Below are 21,049 nucleotides of genomic sequence, written 5' to 3'. Positions count from 1 at the left end.
CTAACCCTTCCGGACCGCTATCGGTCCGGCCGTCCCGTCTGTGATCCGCACCGGCGCCGATCCCGGCCCCGGTCCGTCCTGGATGCGCCCCGGCTAGGCCTGCCGGATCGCCCAAAGCTCCATCTTCAGCCCCGGGAAATTGCCCGAGACATGCACCGCAATGCCACCCGAGGTGGTCATCTTGCCCCAATAGGGGCTGTCGGCGTTCAGTTCGAAATAGACCACGCCCGAGTGATAGGGGATCTGGCGTGGGGCCACCGGCAGCGGCCGCAACTGGATGCCCGGCAGGGCCGAGTTGACCAGTTGCCGGATCTCCTCGACCGGACCGATCTTGGCCTGGCCGGCAAAGTGGCGACGGACATCTTCGTCGGAAACTTCCGAATCGACCGCCAGCACGAATTGCGAGGTGCCGATCAGCTTGCGATCCGCGATGACGCCGACCGAGATGCCGTACTTGCGTGGCTCCAGCTCGATCAGCACCGCATTCTGTTCCAGCACCGAAGACAGATAGCTGCGCAGGGTGCGGATCACCGGCTGGAAGCTGTGGGTCAGGTCGTCGTGCTTGTAGGCGGGAAACTCGGGCGGGTGCTTCTCGGTGGCCATGAAGGTTGCCAGTTCCCCCGCGAGGCGCAGGCATTCGGCATAGGCCCATTGCGGGTGAACGTTCTCGATCGAGGTCATGTGCCGGAACAGCGGCACCGCCCGGTTGACCACCATCAGCAGCAGGAAGTCGGTGATCTCGGCCACGCCGCGCGTCGCGCCGCTTTCCGACAGCCGCCCCGACAACGCCGTCATGCGGTGCGCCAGAAGCCCTTCCAGTTCGCGGATGAAACCGTTCAGCGGCGCCGAGGCGCGGATGTCGAGACAGGAGGCGATGAAGCCCTTGTCGAGGATCACTTCCTTGTCCGAACGGACCTCGATGATCCGGGCGATCGGGATCACCAGCTTGTCGGCGAGGTCGTCGACCTCCAGCGCGAACTGCAAGCGGAGCTTGCCGACCGCCAGCGTCACCGGCTTGCGGTCCTGGCTCATCGTGTCGACGACTTCGATCTCCGAGGGGCGCAGCCGGCTGACCGAATGTTCGGCGCCGGAGAGATCGACCTCTTCGGCACCCTGGCGGCGTTGCGGGACCGAGAGATAGACGACGCAGTCCTTGATCGTCTCGGGCACCACCAGCGCCGGCGGGTGATCGTCGGCCTGCGGAACCCGGAACACGGTGCCGTCCTGGGTCAACCCGGTCACCGATTTCAGCGCGAACTGACCGACCTTCAGCGCCTCGTCGTCGATTTCCAGCGTCGAGACACCCCAGAGATAGGGCGCCACCCGGCGGGCGAGACCGGCGACCAGCGCCTCGGAATGGCGGTCGGCCTGTTGGAAATGGTGCGGCTGAAGGAACAGGCCTTCGGTCCACAAAACCTTGCTATCCCAGCTCACGCGCCACCTCCGATCCAGGTGTCCCCATGGGGACGGGGTGTCAAGCCATTGATATCATGGAATTTCACCGAAAAGGGCCTTTCTGGTTAACGGGAGATTGACGCCCGAGCCTCATTTCAAACGCTCCAGCTGGTTCTTGTAGGCGGCGGCAAATTCCCGGGCAAAGAGGTCGTGGAACTGGTTTTCGGCCTGGTCGGAGATTTCCGAATACATGTCCTCGTAGGCCTCCCAATACTTGGCCTTCTTGTTCGACAGGAAGCCGCCCGCCTTGCCTTCCAGTTTCTCTTCCAGAACCTTGGGATCAAGCTTCTTCAGCACGCCCTTCAGCGCCGCCTCCATCCCGGTGACCATCGCCACCTCATGCGCCTTGATGTCGGACAGCGCCTGTTCGGTCGCCTCCTTGGCGCCGAGATAGCCCTTGGCATGGGTCTTGGCCATCGCCTCGATCGCCTGTTCCGGAGTGATCGAGAATTTCAGGGGGTTGTTGCCGCCGGCCGAGATCATCGTCTGGTCGATGCGGAACTCGCCCTTGATCTGGGTCCGGGTCATCAGGATTTCGCGAATCCCGGTGATCATCGCCTTCAGGACCGAGGCCAGCCGGATCATGGTCGGATGCAGCTCGTCCGCCGGAATCTTGTCATCGGCACCGAGCGTCCGCAGGAAGGCGCGGGCCGTGTCGCCGGAATCGGCCGCCCCGGCCGCGGCGGGTTGCGGTGCAGCCTTGGCGGCCTCGGTGGGGGCCGCGGGTTCGGCCGCGGGTTCGGCGGCGATCTCGGGCGCGGCGGGCGGAGGCGCATCGACCGAGGGCGTGTCACCGCCCAATCCGAAGGGATCGTCATCGGTTTCCGGCGGCGGCGCCGGGGCAGCGGCGGGCGCCGCATCCTCGGGCAGAGGCTTGCCGTCCGGGCCATAGCGGCGCGCCGGGGCCGGCTTGGCCGGTGTCGGCACCGCGGCCGGCTGCGCCGGAGCGGCAGCGGGCGCCGGCGTGGCCGGATCGGGTTTGCCGAGGTCGAGCAGGTCGTCCCAGTCGTCGGGGATGATCCCCGCCTTGGGCTGGGCCGGGCGGAAGGCATCCGCCGTCGAACTGGCGTGGTCCTGCGCCGAAGGACCCTCGTATCCCGGATCCTTGGCACCGAAGAACGGGTCTTCCTCGTCCCCGAGCGGGGCCAGGAGACTGTCGAAGGGATCGTCGGGTTCGGCCTTGAACTGCGACGGTCCGGTCGGCGGCGAGGACGGTCCCAGCAGATCGTCCAGGAAATCACCGCCCGGGCCCGGCGCCTCGAGAAGGTCCAGCGGGTCGGGCGCGGCCTTGGCATTGCCGAAACCGACGCCTTCCTCGGCCAGCGGATCGGCAATCACCTCGCCCTTCTTGGCGATCTCCACCACCAGTTCATAGGGCCCGATGGTCAGCACGTCGCCGGAGTTCAGCGGCGTCGGCGTCTTGCCCAGCGGCACCTTGCCGTAGTTCAGGAAGGTTCCATTGGTCGAGAGATCGACCACCACCACATTGCCGTTGTGGTTCTCGATCACGCAGTGGGTGCCTGAAACCATGCGGTCCGGGTCCGGAAGAACCATGTCATTGCCTGCGCCCCGCCCGATCGTCAGCGAGGGCCCACGCATGGCGACAGGCGCGCCGTCGCCTGGCACGAGACCTGTCGATTGAAACCGCAGTCTGACCGTCATTTCCCGTCCATTCCAAGGCCGCCCTGAGGCCCCGTTCGCAACAATGCGCCGTGAAGGCGGCGGATGTCAAAGTGCCGCGCTTCACGAATTTTCCAACTTCCCACGCTCAGCCGCCAGCCGCTGCACCGGCTGCACCGTCAGTGGCCCCGGGCGCCCCGCCGGGCGGCGGTGGCGTGTCCTTCGGGCCGACATCCCCCTGCCCGCCCCTGGCAATATCCAGCGCCCGATCGATCAGCAATTGGCCCTGGCTTTCAACCTTCTCCGAATCGAGACAGAGGCTCTGCGCGTTGATGACCAGGGCATAGGTCGCCGAAGCGCCCGGCGGCGCCTCGAACTGGGCCAGTTCCTCGGGGCCGAGCCTGCCATCGGCGTTCAATGCGCAATGGCCCGCCAGCGCGGTGCCGTCATCGGGGTCGGCGGCATCGACGCAGCGCCGGACCTTGATCAGGGCCTCGGTCGAAGGCTTGAAGACCCAGGCCTCGACCGCCTCGATCAGGGTCTCGTTCTCGCTGAGGCCGGCATTGACCAGGTCATGGGCCGCAAGACAGGCCCACCAGACCCGTTCGCGCGCCGGAAGCGCCACCGCCAGCATCCGCAGCATATCGACCACGGCGCCCTTTTCCTCGAGCTCGGCCAGAACCTCGGGCACCAGCGCCGCCGCAGGCGCAGACAGCTTCACCCCCAGCCGCGCATTGGCCAGCACAAGCATCCTGGCGGCCGGTTCGGCGGGTATCTTATCAAGACCCTTGAAGCGATCGGACATGTTTTTCTCCCGCTCCATCAGTTGATCTTGACCAAGCCACCCTTGAGGGTGGCCATTCCGCCGCCATCAAAGGTGCCACTGGCACCGCCCTTGAATGTCGCATTCGCACCGGCCTCGGCGGTCAGCGCTGCGTCGGCCTTTATGTCGATCTGCACCGAGGTCATGGTGATCTTCGATGGCTCGATCTTGATCGACGAGCCGCCGACGACCAGCTCGATCGACTTCGCCGCCGTCACGGTCATCTTTCCGGAGTCGATATTCGTCGTCTGATCACCCGATGCGATGGTGAGCGTGTGGTTCCCGCCGTCCACATTCGTCGTGTGGTTGCCGCTGCGGATCGTGGCCGTGTGGTCCTTCTCGATCTCGATGGTCTGGCTTCCCTTGTCCACCGTGAAGGTGTGGTCACCCTCCATCAGCAGTTCTGTCATCGAATTGTAAACCGTCAGCGACATGTCGCCGGGGTCCATCTTTTCGAGACCGATGGTGATCTCGGCATTGTTCTTGATCTTCTCGAACCAGTCCTTCTCGGACTGGAGCCGGATGAACTCCTCGTCCTTCTTGTCCTCGAACACCAGTTCGTGGAAGCCGCCGCCGCCCTTGGTGCTTTCGGTCTTGATCCCGGTCTGGGTCATGTTGTCCGGCAGCGTGTAGGGCACCGGCTCGAAGTTGTTGTAGATCTGGCCGATGCAGATCGGATAGTCCGGATCGTCGCGTTCGAAGGCGATCAGCACCTCGGAGCCGATCCGGGGAATGAACATCGTGCCGTAGCCCTTGCCGGCGAAGGGCTGCGTCACGCGGACCCAGCAGGAAGAGTTCTCGTCCTCCTTGCCTTGCCGGTCCCAGTAGAAGAACACCTTGATGCGGCCGTATTCATCGACATAGATCTCTTCCCCCTCGGGGCCGGAGACGACGCCGCGATGCACGCCCGACATCTTCGGCCAGGCGGTGGTGGCCTTGGGGCGGAACTGTTCCGACTTTTCGGTCACCTCGAATTCGACCAGATACATGTCGTCCTTGGAGGGGAAGTTCAGCCCCTTGTTGACCACGAACTGCTCCAGCTCGCCGCCGCCGTCCTCTTCACTCTGGACCTCGATCTGGAAGTAATGGGTGCATTTCACCAGCAGGAAGTCGTTCTTCTTGCCGAGCCGTTCATGGCCCTTCAGCTTGAAGGTGGCACCGGGGGTCATGGTGCGGGCGTTGGCGGCGCCGGTCCAGCGTTCGGCCTCGGAGGCGTGGCGTTCCACCGCCACCTTGGCGAAGTTCTCGCCATCCGCGACCTTGCTGTAGTGGCCGTCCATCGAATAGATTTCCAGCTCGTTGTAGCTGTGCTTGCCCTTCTTGTTGATGCTGGTCACGCCGAGGTTGGTGTTCGGGGTGGTGAACTCCAGCGCCTGGAGCGAGACCTTGCCGGTGACGACCTTCTGCCTGTCGCTCCACTCGAACACGGTTTCCATCTCGCGCTTGCCCTTCTGCACGCGCGGTTTGAACTCCAGTTCGGGGGTCTGCGGCAGGGGCTGGTGCGCGCCCAGCCCGTCGGCCAGCACCAGTTTCTCGGTGCCGCCGGAATGATCGAAGAAATAGTAGATCCCCGCCTCTTCCATCAGGCGGCTGATGAAATCGAAATTGGTCTCGTTGTACTGCACCACATAGGTGCGCGGGCTGTAGGTGGCCGAGAGCTTCAGCTCGACATCGGTGAAGCCCAGATCCTTGCAGACCTGTTCGACGATCTCGGGAATCGACTTGTCCTGGAAGATCCGGTTGTCCGAACTCTGGGTCAGGAACCACAGCCAAGCGCGGGTCTCGACCGCGAACATGTCATAACCCTGCGAGATACCGAGATATTCTGCCTCGATGCAGGTGCCCAGAAACTTGCGCGGCGATTCGTCCTTGGTCAGCAGCTCGACATGCAGCTTGGTGCCAAGCAGCTTGTCGAGCCCCATCTTGCTGTCCTTGACGGCGAATACGATCCGCGCCCGGGTAATGGTGCTGAGTTCTTCAGTAACTTGCGCCGAAATCAGAAACGATTCCTGCGTAGAAAAGTCGCCGACCACCTTGGCCAGCGGGTGTACCAATTGGGCTATGGACTTGGCCATTGCTTCATCCTCTCACCGGCCAGCGGGTAATTCCGCTGGCCTTGGGTCTCCCGGGTTGGCGCTGCAAGCCTAAAGACTCTCAAGCAGCGCCGCCAGTTCCGGGTCCATTTCTTCTTCATCGCCAGCGTCGTCCTCGGCGCCGTCGTCATCGTCGCTGTCGTCGTCGAAACCTGCCAGCAGCGCATCGAGATCGTCATCGCCCCCAGTATCGCCCTCGTCGTCGAGTCCCGACAGTAAGGAATCCAGATCATCGTCACCGACATCGCCATCGTCGCTGCCGGCGTCGTCATCGTCGCCGGCCAGCAGGGCGTCGAGATCGTCATCATCCTCGGCACCGCTGTCGGCATCGTCGTCGCTGGCGGTCGCGGGCGCGGCCGAGCGGCTGGGCGGAGACGGCTCGGGCGCCGGTGTCTTGGACCAGGGGCCAAGCAGGATCTTGCCGGCAAGCGACATGAAGGCTGCCAGCCTGATCTCGTCGCGGCCCTTGATCGTCAGGACCGGCATGAAGCCGCGCTCCAGCACCTTGACGGCCTTGGCCTGAGTGATGTTGCGCTCGGTGCAGGGCAGCTGAATCTGGTCGCCATACTGATCGACCACGAAGTGATACGGCTGGCCGCCCAGCTGCATCACAGAGCCGAGCTTCATCGCCGCGCCGTTCTGCTTGTAGGACAGTGCCAGCAGAATCGCCACGAAGACCGCCGGATTGGCCCAGAGCATCCCCGCCATGCCCTCCTGCGGGGTGAACTCCTCGAAATCGAACTCCGAGATCGGGTCGGTCTTCTTGCCGTAGGGCCGGCGCAGCAGGAAGCGCGGCGTGGCCAGCGCCACATGCCCGGCCTCGGGCATCGCGCGCAGCCCGTCCCAGGCCTCGGCGACCAGCGGGTGCCGGTTCTTCTTCTCGATGTCCATGAAGCCCGGCGCCATGGCCGAAACGAACGGCGCGTCGATATGCGCCGCCAGCCGCGCCACACGGCCCAGCAATTCGGCGTGGGGCGGGGTTTCCTCGAATGTATAGAGCCCGATCAGGGCCGAGAAATTGCCGCGCCCGTCCGGGGTGCCCTCGGCCAGCAGCTGGTAGAGGCCGCTTTCGGTCAGATCCTCGACCGAGGCCAGGTCGGCGGCGATCTCCTCGGCCGAGATGTCGTAGAGAATGATGTCGAAATCGTCGTCGGTCTCGATCGAGCGCGCGATCAGGTCGAGCATCCGCCACTGCGCCTCGACCGACTGGAACTCGGGGTGGTGCAGAACCAGGCGCATCGCGTCCGACAGCGCCTCGTCCACCGCTTCCTGCAGCGCCGGCGCATCGGCGTCGGGCAGCGATTTCACATGCGGGCCGACGATCCGGGCGATCAGCTCATCGGCGGGGGTGGCGGCGGGCTTTTCGGCCTTGTCGCCCATCAGCTTCTGAAAATCCGTCAGCTTGCGATCGGCCGGCACCTTGTTGCCGCGCGACGACTTCTTCGGCGGCGAGACCTTCCGGCCGTGCTCCTTGCCCCATTCCTTGAGCGTCTTGACGGCGGATTCGGAGGTCTTGCCCGAGCCGAGCTGGCGCCGCAGCGCCACCAGCCCTTCGAACAGCTCGACATTCTCGAACAACTCGTCGGGGTGCAGGTCGTCGATCCCGTTCAGCTTGACCTCGATGCCCGCGCCCTTCTTGCCGATCGGCAGCACCAGCGTGGTCGCGAAGCCCTCGATCACGTCCTCGATCGTATCGACATCCAGCTTGATCGCCCGGCGCTTGGCCAGGGCCTCGCCGGTTTCGATCTCCCCCTTCGCGGCGCGTCCCGAGAAGTCTCCCATGATCGCCATCCGGAACCGGCTGCGGTTCAGACTGGCGCGGTCCGGGCGTTCCTTGCCCATGCTTCCGAAAGCGAAGGATCCAGTGCCGGAATGAAGCGTATCAGCCATTCTTGTTTCTCCCAATTTCGACGATTTCGCGCCGCAGTGATCTGATTTCTTCGGTCAGGGTCTGGGTCTGTTCGACCGTGATCCTGGTCAGTTCCTCGATGTCCAGCGATCTCTGATCCTCCACCGCGCCCTGCATGGTGTTGACCAGAAGGCCGATGAAGAGGTTGAGCACCGAAAACGAGGTGACGATGATGAAGGGCACGAAGAAGGCCCAAGCATAGGGAAACTCGTCCATGACCGGGCGGACGATGCCCATGGACCAGCTTTCCAGCGTCATGATCTGGAACAGAGAATAGAGCGAACGGCCCAGGGTGCCGAACCATTCGTCGAAGGCGTTGCCGAACATGAGCGTCGCCATGACGCCGAAGACGTAATAGACGATCGACAGCATGATGATGACCGCGCCCATCCCGGGCAGCGCGTCGAACAGCGCCTGCACGACGGCGCGCATCTGCGGCACCACCGACAAGAGCCGCAGCGCCCGGATCACCCGCAGCGCCCTGAGCGCACGCAGGCTGCCGGTCTGCGGCAGCAGCCCGACCAGGATCACGAAGGCGTCGAACAGGTTCCACCAGGTGCGGAAGAAGGCCAGCCCGTAGGCATAGAGCTTCAGCCCCAGCTCGATGATGAAGATCACCAGCACGATCCTGTCCACCGCATGGATCAACGGCCCGGCCACCGCCATCACGGTGTCCGAGGTCGAGAACCCCAGGGTGATCGCGTTGAAGATGATCACCGTCAGGATCGTATTGCGCACGGAGTCGCGTTCCAGGAATCCCCGCAACCGGGCCCTGTGTCCGCCGCTCTCGCTGTGGTTCGTCGCAATCACGTTCTGGTCGCTTTCCTTCTGTCGTCGCGGTCACGGCGCCCCGGCGGGGGCGCCGCAATGCCTTGTCAGCCGAGGTATTCCTCGAGCTTGTCCTTGCCCTCGCTCATGATGTCGTTGGCCAGGCCCAGAGCGGTGTTGAAGGTCTCGAGCGTGGTCTTGGCCTCCTTGAAGCCGACACCCGCCGAGGCGCCCGACAGGGTCAGGTTGACCACTGCGGGGAACACCTTGTCGAAGATCTTGGCGAAGTCCGAGTTCTGGTTCGACAGGCTCTTGAGCGTCTTCTGCAGCGCCGGGCCGTTGGCCTCGAAACGGCTGACCTTGGCCATCAGATCCGAGGTCTTGTTCAGGGCTTCGTCCAGTTGCTTGCGCAGTTTGACGAGGGTCTTGTAAACCTTCTGCGCCTCCTTGCCCTGGGCCTTCATGATCCGCTTCTCGGCGGCGTCGCAGCCCTTCAGCGCCTGGTTGATCTGCTTCGAGGCAGCCCGGCCCGCGACCGTCACCCCGGCGATCTTGTTGTCCCAGAGTTCGTAGTTGGCCTGCGCCTTGGGGATCGTCGCGAGGAAGGGCGCATCGGTGCCGAGGATGCTCTTCAGCACCGTTCCGCCGACCTCGGCCGCGCCCTGGGTCTTCTTGTTGGCCTGGCCCTGGGCATCGACATAACGCGCCAGGAGCGTGTCGCAGTCCTTCTTCAGATCCTTGCCGACCTTGTCGGCGTCCAGCGCCAGATCGTAGATCTGCTTGATCACCGCGGTGGTCGAGCGGACCAGCGCCACGATCCCCAGCACCAGCCCGGCGCCGCCCGATCCGACGATCCCGGCCGCCGCCCCGGCAGTGCCGAGAATGCCGAGCGTGACGTCGAAGCCGGCCTTGATCTTGTAGTCCTTGTACTGCTTGTGCCGCGCGACGAAGGTCTTCCAGCGGGTCGCCGGGATCGGCGCCAGCTTCTTCGCCTGGGTCTTGATCAGCCCTTCCGCAACCTTGACGAAATTGGCCCGCATCTTGTCGACCGCCTGCGGCGTGCCGGTGAAGGCATCGACCTTCTTGGCCGCGTTGACGATCGCATCGACGGTCTCCTTGCCGACCTTCTGGGCATCCTCGACCATGAAGGCGGGGGTGACGAAATCCTCTTCCGCTTCCAGCAGCTTGAGGATGTCGTCATTCAGCTTCAGGGACATCTTGTAGCCCTTGAAGCTTTCCAGCCAGGCGGGCTTGAACTGCTTCTGGACCTCGACGCCGACGTCGATGGACCAGATCACCACGTCCTTGCCGATCTTCTGCTTCGGCGCCGGCCCGCCGCCCTTGGCGGCCGCGGCGTCGCGGGCGATGCGCTCGTTCGCCAGCTTGATCTGCTCTTCGATCAGCTTCGGGTATTTCTTCAGCGCCGCGATGGTTTCGGCATGCAGTTTCGGATTGGCCTTGGTGACGCCGTTGGCGACCGCCTTCTTCAACACCGACAGGGACTTCAGGACGAGCTGATCATCCTTCTTGGCCTGCGCCACCTCGTAGTTGCGCAGGGCATCGCCGATGCCGGTCTTGAGCAGGGTCTTGGCCTTGTTCTTTGCCCACCATTTGGAATCCAGCTGTGGAGTTACCCCCTTCTTCATCGCGTCGTCCTCCCTTTCAATCGAATGCGTAAGTGAAATTGCCGTCCGCGACATCGAGGGCGACCTTGGTTACCTCGCCGCCGGCCATCATCCGTTTCAGGAATTCGGAGGAAATGTCGGGCAGCATGGTATTGGTGACGATCGCGTCGATCATCCGGCCGCCGGATTCGACTTCCTGGCAGCGCTCGACGATCAGATCGACCACGGCATCGGAATATTCGAACGGCACGCCGCGCTGCGCCTCGACCCGCTTCTTGATGCGGTTCAGCTGCAGCTTGGTGATCTCGGCGATCATGGACGGGCTCAGCGGGTAATAGGGGATCACCACCAGACGTCCCAGCAGGGCCGGCGGGAAGATCTTCAGCAGCGGCTCGCGCAGCGCCTTGGCCATCCCGTCCGGGTCCGGCATCAGATCCGGATCGGCGCAGAGATCCATGATCATCTCGGTGCCGGCATTGGTCGTCAGCAGGATCAGCGTGTTGCGGAAGTCGATCGAGCGGCCCTCGCCATCCTCCATCACGCCCTTGTCGAAGACCTGGAAGAAGATCTCGTGCACATCCGGGTGCGCCTTTTCGACCTCGTCCAGCAGGACGACGCTGTAGGGCTTGCGCCGCACCGCCTCGGTCAGCACCCCGCCTTCGCCATAGCCGATGTAGCCCGGCGGCGCGCCCTTCAGGCTGCTGACGGTATGGGCCTCCTGATACTCGCTCATGTTGATGGTGATGACGTTCTGTTCGCCGCCATAGAGCACCTCGGCCAGCGCCAGCGCGGTCTCGGTCTTGCCGACGCCGCTGGTCCCCGCCAGCATGAAGACCCCGATCGGCTTCGACGGGTTGTCGAGCCCGGCGCGGCTGGTCTGGATCCGCTTGGCGATCATCTTCATCGCGTGGTCCTGGCCGATCACCCGCTTGGCCAGCAGGGAGTCGAGGTTGAGAACCGTCTCGATCTCGTCCTTCAGCATCCGGCCGACCGGAATCCCGGTCCAGTCGCCGACGACACTGCCGACGGCCTGGGCATCGACGATCGGCAGGATCAGCGGGTCTTCGCCCTGAAGCTCGGTCAGTTCGGCATTGGCGGCCTTGAGTTCCTCCAGCGCCGCGGCCCGCTCTTCACCCTGCAACGGGCCCTTGGTGCTTTCGGCGGCATCCGGCGTGTCCACCGGCGCCCCGCCTTCGCGCAGCTTCTCGCGCAGGGCGAGAATCTTCTCGACCACCGCCTTCTCGGCTTCCCATTTGCCGGTCAGCTCGGCCAGCCGGGCCTCCTCTTCGGTCTTGGCCGCCGTCACCGCCTCGCGCCGGTCGGCGACATCGTAACCGGCGGTCTCGTCGCGGCCGATGATTTCCAGCTCGGTCTCCAGGGCGCTGATCCGGCGCTGCGAATCGTCCACCGAGGCCGGCGTCGCAAACTGGCTGATCGCCACCCGGGCACAGGAGGTATCGAGCACCGAGACCGACTTGTCCGGCAATTGCCGGGCCGGGATGTAGCGCGCCGAGAGGTTCACCGCGGCTTCGATGCCTTCATCGAGGATCTGCACCTTGTGGTGCTTTTCCAGCATCGAGGCGATGCCGCGCATCATCATGATCGCCTTTTCCGGATCGGGCTCGTCCACCACGACGGTCTGGAAGCGCCGGGTCAGCGCCGGGTCCTTCTCGATATGCTTCTTGTATTCGGCCCAAGTGGTGGCGCCGATGGTCCGCAGCGTGCCCCGGGCCAGCGCCGGTTTCAGCAGGTTGGCGGCGTCGCCGGTTCCGGCCGCGCCACCGGCCCCGACCAGCGTATGGGTCTCGTCGATGAACATGATGATCGGCACGGTCGAGGCCTGAACCTCGTCGATCACCTGGCGCAGGCGGTTCTCGAACTCGCCCTTCATGCTGGCGCCGGCCTGCAGCAGCCCCACGTCCAGCGCCATCAGCCGCGCCTCGCGCAGCGCCGGAGGCACGTCGCCGCGGGCGATCCGCAACGCGAAGCCTTCGACCACGGCGGTCTTGCCCACCCCGGCCTCGCCGGTGAGGATCGGGTTGTTCTGGCGGCGGCGCATCAGCACATCGACCACCTGGCGGATTTCCTCGTCGCGGCCGACGATCGGGTCGATCTTGCCGTCGCGGGCCTGCTGGGTCAGGTCGGTGCAGAACTGCGCCAGCGCCTCTTCCTTGCCCATCTGGGCCGGGGCGCGGGCGTCGGAAAACTCGCCCGGCTCGCCGCCGCCGACGGCGGACCCATCGGTCGGTTTCTGGCCATCCTCGGGCGAGCCCGAAACCACGTCCATGAAGTTGTCCGAGAAATCGTCCGGCTTGATCTTCTTCCACTCCGCCGACATGTCGTACAGGATGTTGCGCAGGGGCGGCGTCTTGAGCATTCCCAGAATGATGTGGCCGGTCCGCACCTGGCTGGAATTGAACATCAGCGAGCCGTAGGTCCAGGCCCGTTCGACGGCGTTTTCGAGATGTTCGGAGAGGTCGGAAATGGTCGAGGCGCCGCGCGGCAGGGCATCGAGCGCGCGGGTCATGTCGCTGGCCAGCCGCGAGGGGTCGATCTCGTAATGCTGGACCAGCCGATGCAGGTCGCTGTCCTGATTGTTCAGGATCTGGTGGAACCAATGCACCAGTTCGACATAGGGGTTGCCGCGCATCTTGCAGAAGACGGTGGCCCCTTCGATCGCCTGATAGCCCAGTTTGTTCAGCTTCCCGAACAGCGACACACGGCTGATTTCACTCATTCTATTCCCCTCTCAATGTCCTGCAAGCGCCCGAGAGCCGCGGGTCTGCGACGGCGGCGCCAGATAAAGGTCGTCGGCATCTTCGGCCATGTCGCGGCGGCGACCGACCCAGGTCGTCTGTCCCAGGGCCGAACCGGCGCCCAGAGCGGTACGCGGCACGTCCTCGGCCTTGAGGATGATGTTCACATCCCAGTCCAGACGGTCGCCGACATAGTTGCGGACGATCGCCTCCATTCGTTCCAGGGCCCCCCGCCCCGGCAACAGCCTGCGGTAGGTCTCGATGTCCACCGGCCCGATCAGCAGCCGGAACTTCGAGGCCCGCGACCAGACCCTTGTGCCGACCGAGGTCGAGGCGCCCAGCCCCGCCGGCGCGCCCAGTTGCCAGCGGTCCGAGCCTTCCAGCTCCAGCCAGCAGCCGACGAACTGCTGTATCCGGACCGGCGCCTCGAAAAAGGCGGACAGGATCGAGACCAGCCCTTCGGCATGTTTGGCGCCGCTGGCCAGGTGGCCCGCGAAATGCCGCTTGGCGAGGTCCGGCATCAGGTCGGCGCCGTCCATCTTGTAGCCGCCGTAGCCGGCCAGCGCGGCCACCTTGCGCTCGACCGGGTCCGGACCGCCGCGGTCGAAACTCGGCGCCGGCTGGCCCGCCGTCCAGGCCCGGTAGAACAGGCCCATCATCCGGTGCGTCAGCATGTTGGCAAAGGCCACCAGCGCGCTGTCGCGGTGGTTGCGCTGCCGGTCGCGGGCGTATTCGGTCAGATGGAGCGGCAGCGGCCCGTGCGGCCCGAAGAGCCCGAAGAAGCGGTTGATCAGCCGCCCCGGCTTGCCGTTTTTTGGCGGGGTGAACGAGGCGATGGTCGAGGGAGGAAAGGCCAGTTCGGGTTCCTGCTCCAGCCGCACGGGGTCCTGCGCGGAACGGCGGCTTTCCCCCAGGCGCGGCGAATCCTTGTAGCGCGCCTCGATGATGCGAAGCGCGTGGAACAGGTGGTGCTTTTGCGGGGTCTTCAGGAGCTGCGCGAAATGCGTCAGATCATCCGACCCAGACCCGCCGCCGGTCTCCATCGGGCTATCTCTCCGCGTTGTTGCGTCCTGAGGACGGTTTCGGTGAAGGAATTGATCGTCACATGCTTGCGGAAGAACCGCTCGAGCACCGAACCCAGCAGATAGGCGCTGGAGCCCTCGAAGAAGCTGTCGTCGAAGGTCAGGGTGATCTCGAGCCCGCGCACCGCGGTCGAGAGAACCTCATCCGTCATCCGTCGCACGATCGGGCGCGAGGAGATGTCCACCACGCCTTCCAGCTGCTTCGAGATCACCCGGTCGCCGACCGGGGCGTAGATCCCGATCAACTCGCGCAGCGCCTCGGCGCCCTGTTCCGGATTGTCGGCAATCGAAATGTAGTTCAGCGACAGATGCGAGATCAGCCGCCAGGCGGTATCGCCCTGGGCCATGGTCGGGCGCGGCCGGGTCGGCGCCACCGGGGTGCTGACCGACAGCACCGGGCCGCCCTCGGGCAGGTCGAAGACATCCTTGCCCGCGGTGGCCAGAAGCATCGGCAGGTCGCGGTTGGTGCAGAGCCCGCTGACCGCAAGCTGGGTGATGTCGGCGCCGTAGGGGGCCTGCTTGCCATCGACCAGGCTCAGGTAGATCTCGGCCCCCAGGTAGGAGGTCCGCACCCCGCGCAGCCGCTCCCGCTCGGACCGCTGCCGCATCCTGCGGTGGATCGTGTAATAGGCCGGATGGGTCTCTCCCGCCGCGGTCAGGTCCGAGGCCGAATAGAAGGGCTTGAAGACGACGTCCTCCTTGCCCTCGCCCGAGATGCCGATGACCCGATCGATGCTGTAGATCTCGTAGTCCAGCGGCGCCGTGCGGTTCACCGTGATATGCTGTTCGGTGTCGGTCGTGGTCACATGGGCGCGGTCGAAGCGGCGCGGGAACAGGTTGATCGCCGGAACCGCGTGCAGCAGGAACGAGTCCACCGACAGCCCCTCACCGATGTCGCGATTGCCGTCCTTCAGCAGGATGTAGATATCGACATCGCTGCCGGGCGCCTTCTTCAGCGCCGGTTGCAGCCCGCAGAGTTCGACGAAATGGAACCGCTCGGGCATGGCGAAATATTCTTGCAGCAGCCGGTAGCCGTCGAAGCTGCGCGCCGGGGTCGGCAGCAGCGCCTCTTCCGGCTCGAAGCCGCGCTGCTCGACCCGGCCCTCGGGCAGTTCCAGCGTCCAGTCGGCGCGGCGGTCGGTCGCCCGCCCGACCAGGCCGACGGATTCCGCGGCGATCATCTCGTGCAGGGCCCAGGCATTGCCGGCCTGGCTGTTGAGATGCACCACCAGCCGGTCCATCGACAGCGCCGCCATCTTCAGCCCGTCGGTCCGTTTCAGCCGCAGCCGGATGCCCGCCCTTGCCTCGGTCCGGCGCGACACGCCGGCCGCCACAAGGCCGCCGCGGCTGTCGATGTATTCGACCTCGGAAATCTCGATCGGCCAGAGCGTGACATCCGCCGCGGTGCGGAAGACGCAGGCGGTCTGACCGCCCTCGACCGTCCGCGCCCGAAGCTGGGTGTGGCGCTCCAGGACATAGCCGTCCTTGACCGCCGAGTTGCCGACATCCGGCTGGAAGGCCGCCACCATCATCGACGGCGTCGGCGCCAGATAGTGCGGATAGATGATTTCCAGCAGGTTGGCGGTGAAGGCCGGGTATTGCAGCTCAAGCTCCAGCTGCACCCGTGCCGAAAGGAAGGCGACGCCTTCCAGCAGCCGCTCGACATAGGGGTCGAGGACTTCCAGCCCCTCCATCCCCAGCCGTGCGGCGATCTTGGGATAGGCAGCCGCGAATTCGCCGCCCATGTCCCGCATGAACGCCAGTTCGTTCTCGTAATGGCGCAGCAGTCGGGTATCCATCACATGGACCTCTCGACCGAAATCTCCCCGGTCGTCACATCGACCTCCGAGCGCAGGTAGAGTTCCATCGGCACCGGTTCGGCCCACATGTCGGCGCGGATGTCGAAGGCGACGATGGTTTCCCGTTTCACGTCATTGGTGCGCAGCTCGACATCGACCGAGCCGGCGCGAATCCGCGGCTCGAAGGTTTCGATGGCGTTCTGGATCGACTTGCGGATCAACTCGGCCTTTTCCGTTGTCGAATAGTCCCCCGATATCTCCTTGACCCCGTATTTCAACACCGATTGCGCCGCATGGGGGTAGATCTCGGGGTCGATGAGGTTGTCGTTGTTGTCGGTGTTCAGAAGCCAGCTCAGATCGCGCTGCACGATCTCGCGCAGCCGACGGATGTCGATCACCCGCTCGTCCCGGGACTCCTTCAACTGGGTCGGTTCCCGGTCGGTCAGCCGGTCGAGCAGCGAGGGCTGGAGCCTCTCGTGATCCGAATTCTCAACCATTCTCACCGCTCTCGTCCGGGGCGGCAGGCTCGGCCTCGGCCTCGGCGCCGACGATGGTCAGCGACCGTGCCTCCATCAGCGGGACTTCGTTGTTGTCGGTGGTCCAAAGCCGTTGGCCCGAGCCCACGAAGGTCTCTGCGCCGGCATCGGTCCAGCTGGTGGCGCGCGACAGTTTCTCGGCCGCGGTGCCGGTGCGTTCGGTGCCGGGATAGCGGGTCGGCAGCAGTGCCACGACCTGGCCTTCGTTCGGCAGGGTCAGCGTCGCCGGCATCCAGATCGCGTCGCGCAGATCGGTCGGCGCCTCGAAATCGAGCTGCTTGACCCGGGAGAAGGGCACCCAGAAATAGCGGCCGTTGACGATCGCCTCGAAACAGGGACCCAGCCGCATGTCGGCATCGGATATCCATTCGAATTTCTCGCCGTTGATCATGCCGGGGCTGGCCGGCGCCGCATCGAAGGCCTTGTCGCGCAGCTTGGCGGCGTCGTCTGGGTGGCCCTGGGCCAGGAGCTTGAGCGCCTCCATGAGATGCGCCATCCATTCCGAAGGATCACCGAAGACGAGCGGCTCCTTCTCGCCGGCGAAGACCTTCTCGCGGTAGACTTCGCAGATGATCGCCTCGCGATAGGTCTGGCACATCGGCAGGGCCGCGGGCGAGAGCTCGCCGCAGACCTTCAACTGGTTGATCGCACGCTTCCAGTCGCCGAGCACGCAGAGAAGCTGAAAAAGGAAAATCCGCAGCTTCACTTCTGCGGGGTTTGCGCGGATGCGATCCTGAAGGGCGGCAAGTGCCGCGTCGAGATCGCCTGATCTTAGGTGCTCTTCGGGCGTCATGCTGCCAGCTTTCGGTCAGAGTAGAAGGGCCTCCGGGCGCCACCGATGTGACGCCCGAAGAAGACATGAAGCAAGATGGATCAGCCGACCTTGCCGGTCCGCAGGTTCCACTTGAACTCGCTCTCTTTCGACAGACCGGCGGTGTCCTGATCGGTGCCGTGGTACTCGACCATGATCTTCTCATAGGCCAGGGTCCAGGTCTCGGTCGGGACGGCGTCGGCGCTGGAGCTAACGCTGTAGCTGTCGACGACGGTCGAGTAGAGGGTCCAGATCAGATACGGGGCCAGACCTTCGTCCTCGGCGTCGCCCGAACGGCACTGGTGGATCGTGATCTCGGGACGCACGGTGCCGTTGGCGACCGACAGCATCAGCTTGCACGACGCCTTGCCCAGTTCGGTGGTCACTTCGACCTTGCCGAAGTTGGTGTTCGCGTGACCACGCTGGTTCGAGCCGAGGTCGGTCATATCCACCGCGCGGGCCAGGTTCCAGTTGACGCCTTCCAGCACGATCCAGTTCTCGTGGTTGCCTTCGACGGCGTCGCCTTCAATGTCCGAAATGAGCATGAACATATTCGCTGCCATGGTCTTAATCCTTTCTTAGAGTTCGCGCATATGGCGCAGGGGTTGGGGTCTTGAATTGGTTGAGGTGAGCTGTCCTCAGCTCTTCTCTGACGGGAGTTTCGACACCAGCCGGAGAGACACCGACAGGCCTTCAAGCTGGTAGTGCGGGCGCAGGAAGAACTTCGAGGAGTAGTAGCCGGGGTTGCCCTCGACTTCTTCAACGACGACCTCGGCGGCAGCCAGCGGCTTGCGTGCCTTCTCTTCCTGCGATGAGATGTCGGCGTTGAAATCAACGTAGTTGTTGATCCACTGCTGGAGCCATTTCTCCATGTCCTGGCGGCTCTTGAACGAGCCGACCTTGTCGCGGACCATGCACTTCAGATAGTGGGCGAAGCGGCAGGTCGCGAAGAGATAGGGCAGCCGCGCGGCCAGGTTGGCGTTGGCGGTCGCGTCCGGATCATCATATTCCGCCGGCTTGTGCAGCGACTGGGCGCCGATGAAGGTCGCCATGTCGGTGTTCTTGCGGTGGATCAGCGGCATCATGCCGTTTTTGGCCAGTTCCGCCTCGCGCCGGTCGCCGATGGCGATTTCGGTCGGACATTTCTGATCGACCCCGCCGTCGTCGGTCGGGAAGGTATGCGACGGAAGTTCCGACAGCGTCCCGCCCGATTCAACGCCACGGATCTGGCTGCACCAGCCGTATTGCTTGAACGACCGGGTGATGTTGACCGCCATGCCGTAGGCCGCGTTGACCCAGGAGTACTTGCTGGAATCGGCGCTCTCGGTGTCTTCCTCGAAGGCGAAGGCCTCGACCGGATCGGTCTTGGAGCCATAGGGCAGACGGCCCAGGAACCGCGGCATCGCCATGCCGATGTATTTCGAGTCCTCGCTCTCCCGCAGGCTGCGCCAAGCGGCGTATTCCGGGGTCTGGAAGATCTTGGTCAGATCGCGCGGGTTCGACAGTTCCGACCACGAGTCCATCTGGAACAGCGTCGGGTTGGCCCCGGTGATCAGCGGCGCATGGGCCGCGGCGGCGATCTTGGCCATCTCGCCCAGCAGTTCCACGTCCGGCGGGGAATGGTCGAAGTGGTAGTCGGCGACCAGCGCGCCATAGGGTTCGCCGCCGAACTGGCCGAATTCCTCTTCGTAGACTTTCTTGAAGATCGGCGACTGGTCCCAGGCGGTGCCTTTGAACTTCTTCAGCGTCTTGGCCATCTCCTTCTTGGAGATGTTCATGACGCGGATCTTCAGCTGCTCGTCGGTCTCGGTGTTGTTCACCAGATAGTGCAGACCGCGCCAGGCGCTTTCGAGCTGCTGGAAGTCGGGATGGTGGATGATCTCGTTGATCTGCTCGGTCAGCTTCTCGTCGATCGCGGCAATGATCGACTGGATCGAACGCAGGGCGTCGTCCGAGATCAGCGCCGTGTTGGCCAAGGCATGTTCCGCAAGGGTCTTGACCGCATCCTCGACCGCCGACTTGGCGGCATCGGACTTGGGCCGGAACTCCTTGTTCAGAAGCGACGAGAAATCGCTGGCTTCCGCAGTTTCGGTTGCGCCTTCGGCGGCCGCCTGTTCAGCTTCGGCCATGTCTTACTCCTCCGCCGGTTTGTCATCTGCCGGCTTCTCAGCCAGCGTCTTCAGAAGCGCCGGGTCCTGGATCACCTGGGCGATCAGGTTCTCGGCGCCGGTTTTGCCATCCATGTAGGTCATCAGGTTCGACAGCTGGGTGCGCGCATCGAGCAGCTTCTTCAGCGGCTCGACCTTGGCCGCGATCGCGGCGGGCGAGAAATCGTCCATGCTCTCGAAGGTGATGTCCACCGCAAGGTTGCCCTCGCCGGTCAGCGTGTTCGGAACCGAGAAGGCGGCACGCGGCTTCATCGACTTCATCCGGTCGTCGAAGTTATCGACGTCGATTTCCAGAAACTTGCGGTCGGCCACGCCGGGAAGCGGCTCTTCCGACTTGCCCGACAGGTCGGACATGACCCCCATGACGAAGGGCAGCTGAACCTTCTTCTCGGCGCCGTAGAGTTCCACATCATATTCGATCTGGACCCTCGGTGCGCGGTTTCGCGCAATGAATTTCTGTGAACTGGCCATCCCTGGTCTCCCCTATCGTCTGTTCCGATGGCCCGGCTTGGCGCCTGGCCGTTTCCGGTTAGCGGCCATACTAGCCGTCTTCGCCGCCGATCATAGTGACGCTATCCATACCTTGCGGCGCAAGATCTTTGATGATCGTCATGAAATCCGCACCCACGAGACGCTTGGCCCGCTTCAGGATGATCGGCACCGGGCTCGAAGGCTCGGCGCGCTCATAATAGGCCAGAAGCTTGTCCAGCGTCTTGGTCACGTCGCCGGGCGAATTGATCGCCCCGACGCCGCCGCCACCACCGCCGCCAGCCGCCGGGGCCGCACCGCCCTCGCCCTCCGCGGCCGCGTCGAAGCCCTCGGCATCGCCGCCGGCGTCTTCCGCGGCCTCGGGCGCGGCGACATTGTCGTTCAGTGCATTGATGATCTGCTGCAAGGTCTTGATCAGCAGGTCCAGATTCGGACCGCGGCCCGGAGTCTCCTCGGCAAACTTGGCCTCGATGGCCTTCACATTGGCCAGCGCCTCGCGGGCGGCGGCGAGCTTTTCGGCCAGCACCGCCTGGTCGCTGTCCTGGAACGCGGCCGAGATTTCGCCGCCGTCGGGAACCGTGGCATCCTTGGGCGGCTGGCTTTCGCCGCTGGCGTATTGCAGTTCGCGCAGGCCGAAGCGGCCGAAGCCGCGGCTCTCGGTCAGCGGGGTCTGGCGCAGCGAGCGCACCACCGCCTCGGGCGCTCCCAGTGCCTGCATCGCATTGATCCGGGCGGTCGGGTCGTTGTCGTCCTCGGCATCAAGCTCGGGGTGGCAGGTGTCCCAGAAATCCTCGAGGCAGCCGCGGATATAGGCCGTCACCTCGACAAAGCCGGAAAGGCCGTCGGTATGCAGGATCGCCTGGGCAAGATAGTTGGCGGCCCGCAGGTCATGCGAGCGCTCCATCACCGTCAGGGCCTTTTCCTTTACATCGCCCCAGTCCGGGTCCTCGGCAGGCAGGATCTCGTCTCCCGCCTGGCGCTCTTCCCCGGGCGCGGCGGCAAGTTCGAGGTTGATGAAATCCATGTCATACTCGAGGTTTTCACCACTTGGAGCATCGTCGCCATGGCTGGCAAGCAAGGCTTGTAGGTCCATCTCTCCCCCGGCGCTGTCGCAT

At 64.4% G+C, this 21,049-nt stretch carries 16 protein-coding genes; all 16 read right to left on the bottom strand.

Annotation, left to right across the window (positions count from 1 at the left end; all coding sequences use genetic code 11):
* Window positions 1-93: 93 nt before the first annotated feature.
* Window positions 94-1,434 (bottom strand): type VI secretion system baseplate subunit TssK, encoded by a 1,341-nt coding sequence (gene tssK, locus NUW50_RS03400; RefSeq protein WP_258287656.1) that lies wholly within the window; start codon window positions 1,432-1,434, stop codon window positions 94-96.
* A 111-nt stretch (window positions 1,435-1,545) separates the two neighbouring features.
* Window positions 1,546-3,117: a type VI secretion system-associated FHA domain protein TagH gene (tagH, locus tag NUW50_RS03395; protein ID WP_275981928.1), complete on the bottom strand. Its 1,572-nt coding sequence runs from the start codon at window positions 3,115-3,117 to the stop codon at window positions 1,546-1,548.
* A 106-nt stretch (window positions 3,118-3,223) separates the two neighbouring features.
* Window positions 3,224-3,880: a DUF6931 family protein gene (locus NUW50_RS03390; RefSeq protein ID WP_258287655.1), complete on the bottom strand. Its 657-nt coding sequence runs from the start codon at window positions 3,878-3,880 to the stop codon at window positions 3,224-3,226.
* A gap of 17 nt (window positions 3,881-3,897) precedes the next feature.
* The gene (locus NUW50_RS03385; RefSeq protein ID WP_258287654.1) at window positions 3,898-5,973 is read right to left on the bottom strand and encodes a type VI secretion system Vgr family protein; all 2,076 of its coding nucleotides are present in this window, start codon (window positions 5,971-5,973) and stop codon (window positions 3,898-3,900) included.
* Between the two features lie 69 nt (window positions 5,974-6,042).
* Entirely contained in the window at window positions 6,043-7,881 is a 1,839-nt protein-coding gene (locus NUW50_RS03380; RefSeq protein ID WP_258287653.1) for a type VI secretion system contractile sheath domain-containing protein, read from the bottom strand.
* Entirely contained in the window at window positions 7,874-8,638 is a 765-nt protein-coding gene (locus tag NUW50_RS03375; protein ID WP_258287652.1) for an ion transporter, read from the bottom strand. The genes NUW50_RS03380 and NUW50_RS03375 overlap by 8 nt, the downstream gene beginning before the upstream one ends.
* 137 nt (window positions 8,639-8,775) lie before the next feature.
* Window positions 8,776-10,314 carry a hypothetical protein gene (locus tag NUW50_RS03370; RefSeq protein WP_258287651.1) on the bottom strand — a complete coding sequence of 513 codons (1,539 nt, stop codon included), beginning with the start codon at window positions 10,312-10,314 and terminating at the stop codon, window positions 8,776-8,778.
* A 16-nt stretch (window positions 10,315-10,330) separates the two neighbouring features.
* Window positions 10,331-13,030, bottom strand: a complete 2,700-nt coding sequence (gene tssH / locus NUW50_RS03365) for a type VI secretion system ATPase TssH (RefSeq protein WP_258287650.1) — start codon at window positions 13,028-13,030, stop codon at window positions 10,331-10,333.
* Window positions 13,031-13,042: 12 nt separating this feature from the next.
* Complete coding sequence (tssG, locus tag NUW50_RS03360; protein WP_258287649.1) at window positions 13,043-14,092, bottom strand: type VI secretion system baseplate subunit TssG; 1,050 nt, start codon at window positions 14,090-14,092, stop codon at window positions 13,043-13,045.
* Window positions 14,056-15,930, bottom strand: a complete 1,875-nt coding sequence (gene tssF, locus NUW50_RS03355; RefSeq protein ID WP_258287648.1) for a type VI secretion system baseplate subunit TssF — start codon at window positions 15,928-15,930, stop codon at window positions 14,056-14,058. The genes tssG and tssF overlap by 37 nt, the downstream gene beginning before the upstream one ends.
* On the bottom strand, window positions 15,930-16,427 hold the full coding sequence (gene tssE / locus NUW50_RS03350; protein WP_258287647.1) for a type VI secretion system baseplate subunit TssE: 498 nt from the start codon (window positions 16,425-16,427) through the stop codon (window positions 15,930-15,932). The genes tssF and tssE overlap by 1 nt, the downstream gene beginning before the upstream one ends.
* Entirely contained in the window at window positions 16,420-17,259 is an 840-nt protein-coding gene (locus NUW50_RS03345; protein WP_258287646.1) for a type VI secretion system accessory protein TagJ, read from the bottom strand. The genes tssE and NUW50_RS03345 overlap by 8 nt, the downstream gene beginning before the upstream one ends.
* Window positions 17,260-17,339: 80 nt before the next feature.
* Window positions 17,340-17,840, bottom strand: a complete 501-nt coding sequence (locus NUW50_RS03340; protein ID WP_258287645.1) for an Hcp family type VI secretion system effector — start codon at window positions 17,838-17,840, stop codon at window positions 17,340-17,342.
* A 75-nt stretch (window positions 17,841-17,915) separates the two neighbouring features.
* Window positions 17,916-19,406: a type VI secretion system contractile sheath large subunit gene (tssC, locus tag NUW50_RS03335; RefSeq protein ID WP_258287644.1), complete on the bottom strand. Its 1,491-nt coding sequence runs from the start codon at window positions 19,404-19,406 to the stop codon at window positions 17,916-17,918.
* Between the two features lie 3 nt (window positions 19,407-19,409).
* Window positions 19,410-19,916: a type VI secretion system contractile sheath small subunit gene (gene tssB / locus NUW50_RS03330; RefSeq protein WP_258287643.1), complete on the bottom strand. Its 507-nt coding sequence runs from the start codon at window positions 19,914-19,916 to the stop codon at window positions 19,410-19,412.
* A 70-nt stretch (window positions 19,917-19,986) separates the two neighbouring features.
* Entirely contained in the window at window positions 19,987-21,027 is a 1,041-nt protein-coding gene (tssA, locus tag NUW50_RS03325; protein WP_258287642.1) for a type VI secretion system protein TssA, read from the bottom strand.
* Window positions 21,028-21,049 lie beyond the last annotated feature (22 nt).

It is taken from the genome of Frigidibacter sp. ROC022 (genome assembly GCF_024723735.1).
Classification (GTDB): Bacteria; Pseudomonadota; Alphaproteobacteria; order Rhodobacterales; family Rhodobacteraceae; genus SLM-1.
The sequence above is the reverse complement of the archived record's forward strand: the minus strand, read 5'-3'. Positions and strand labels throughout refer to the sequence as shown.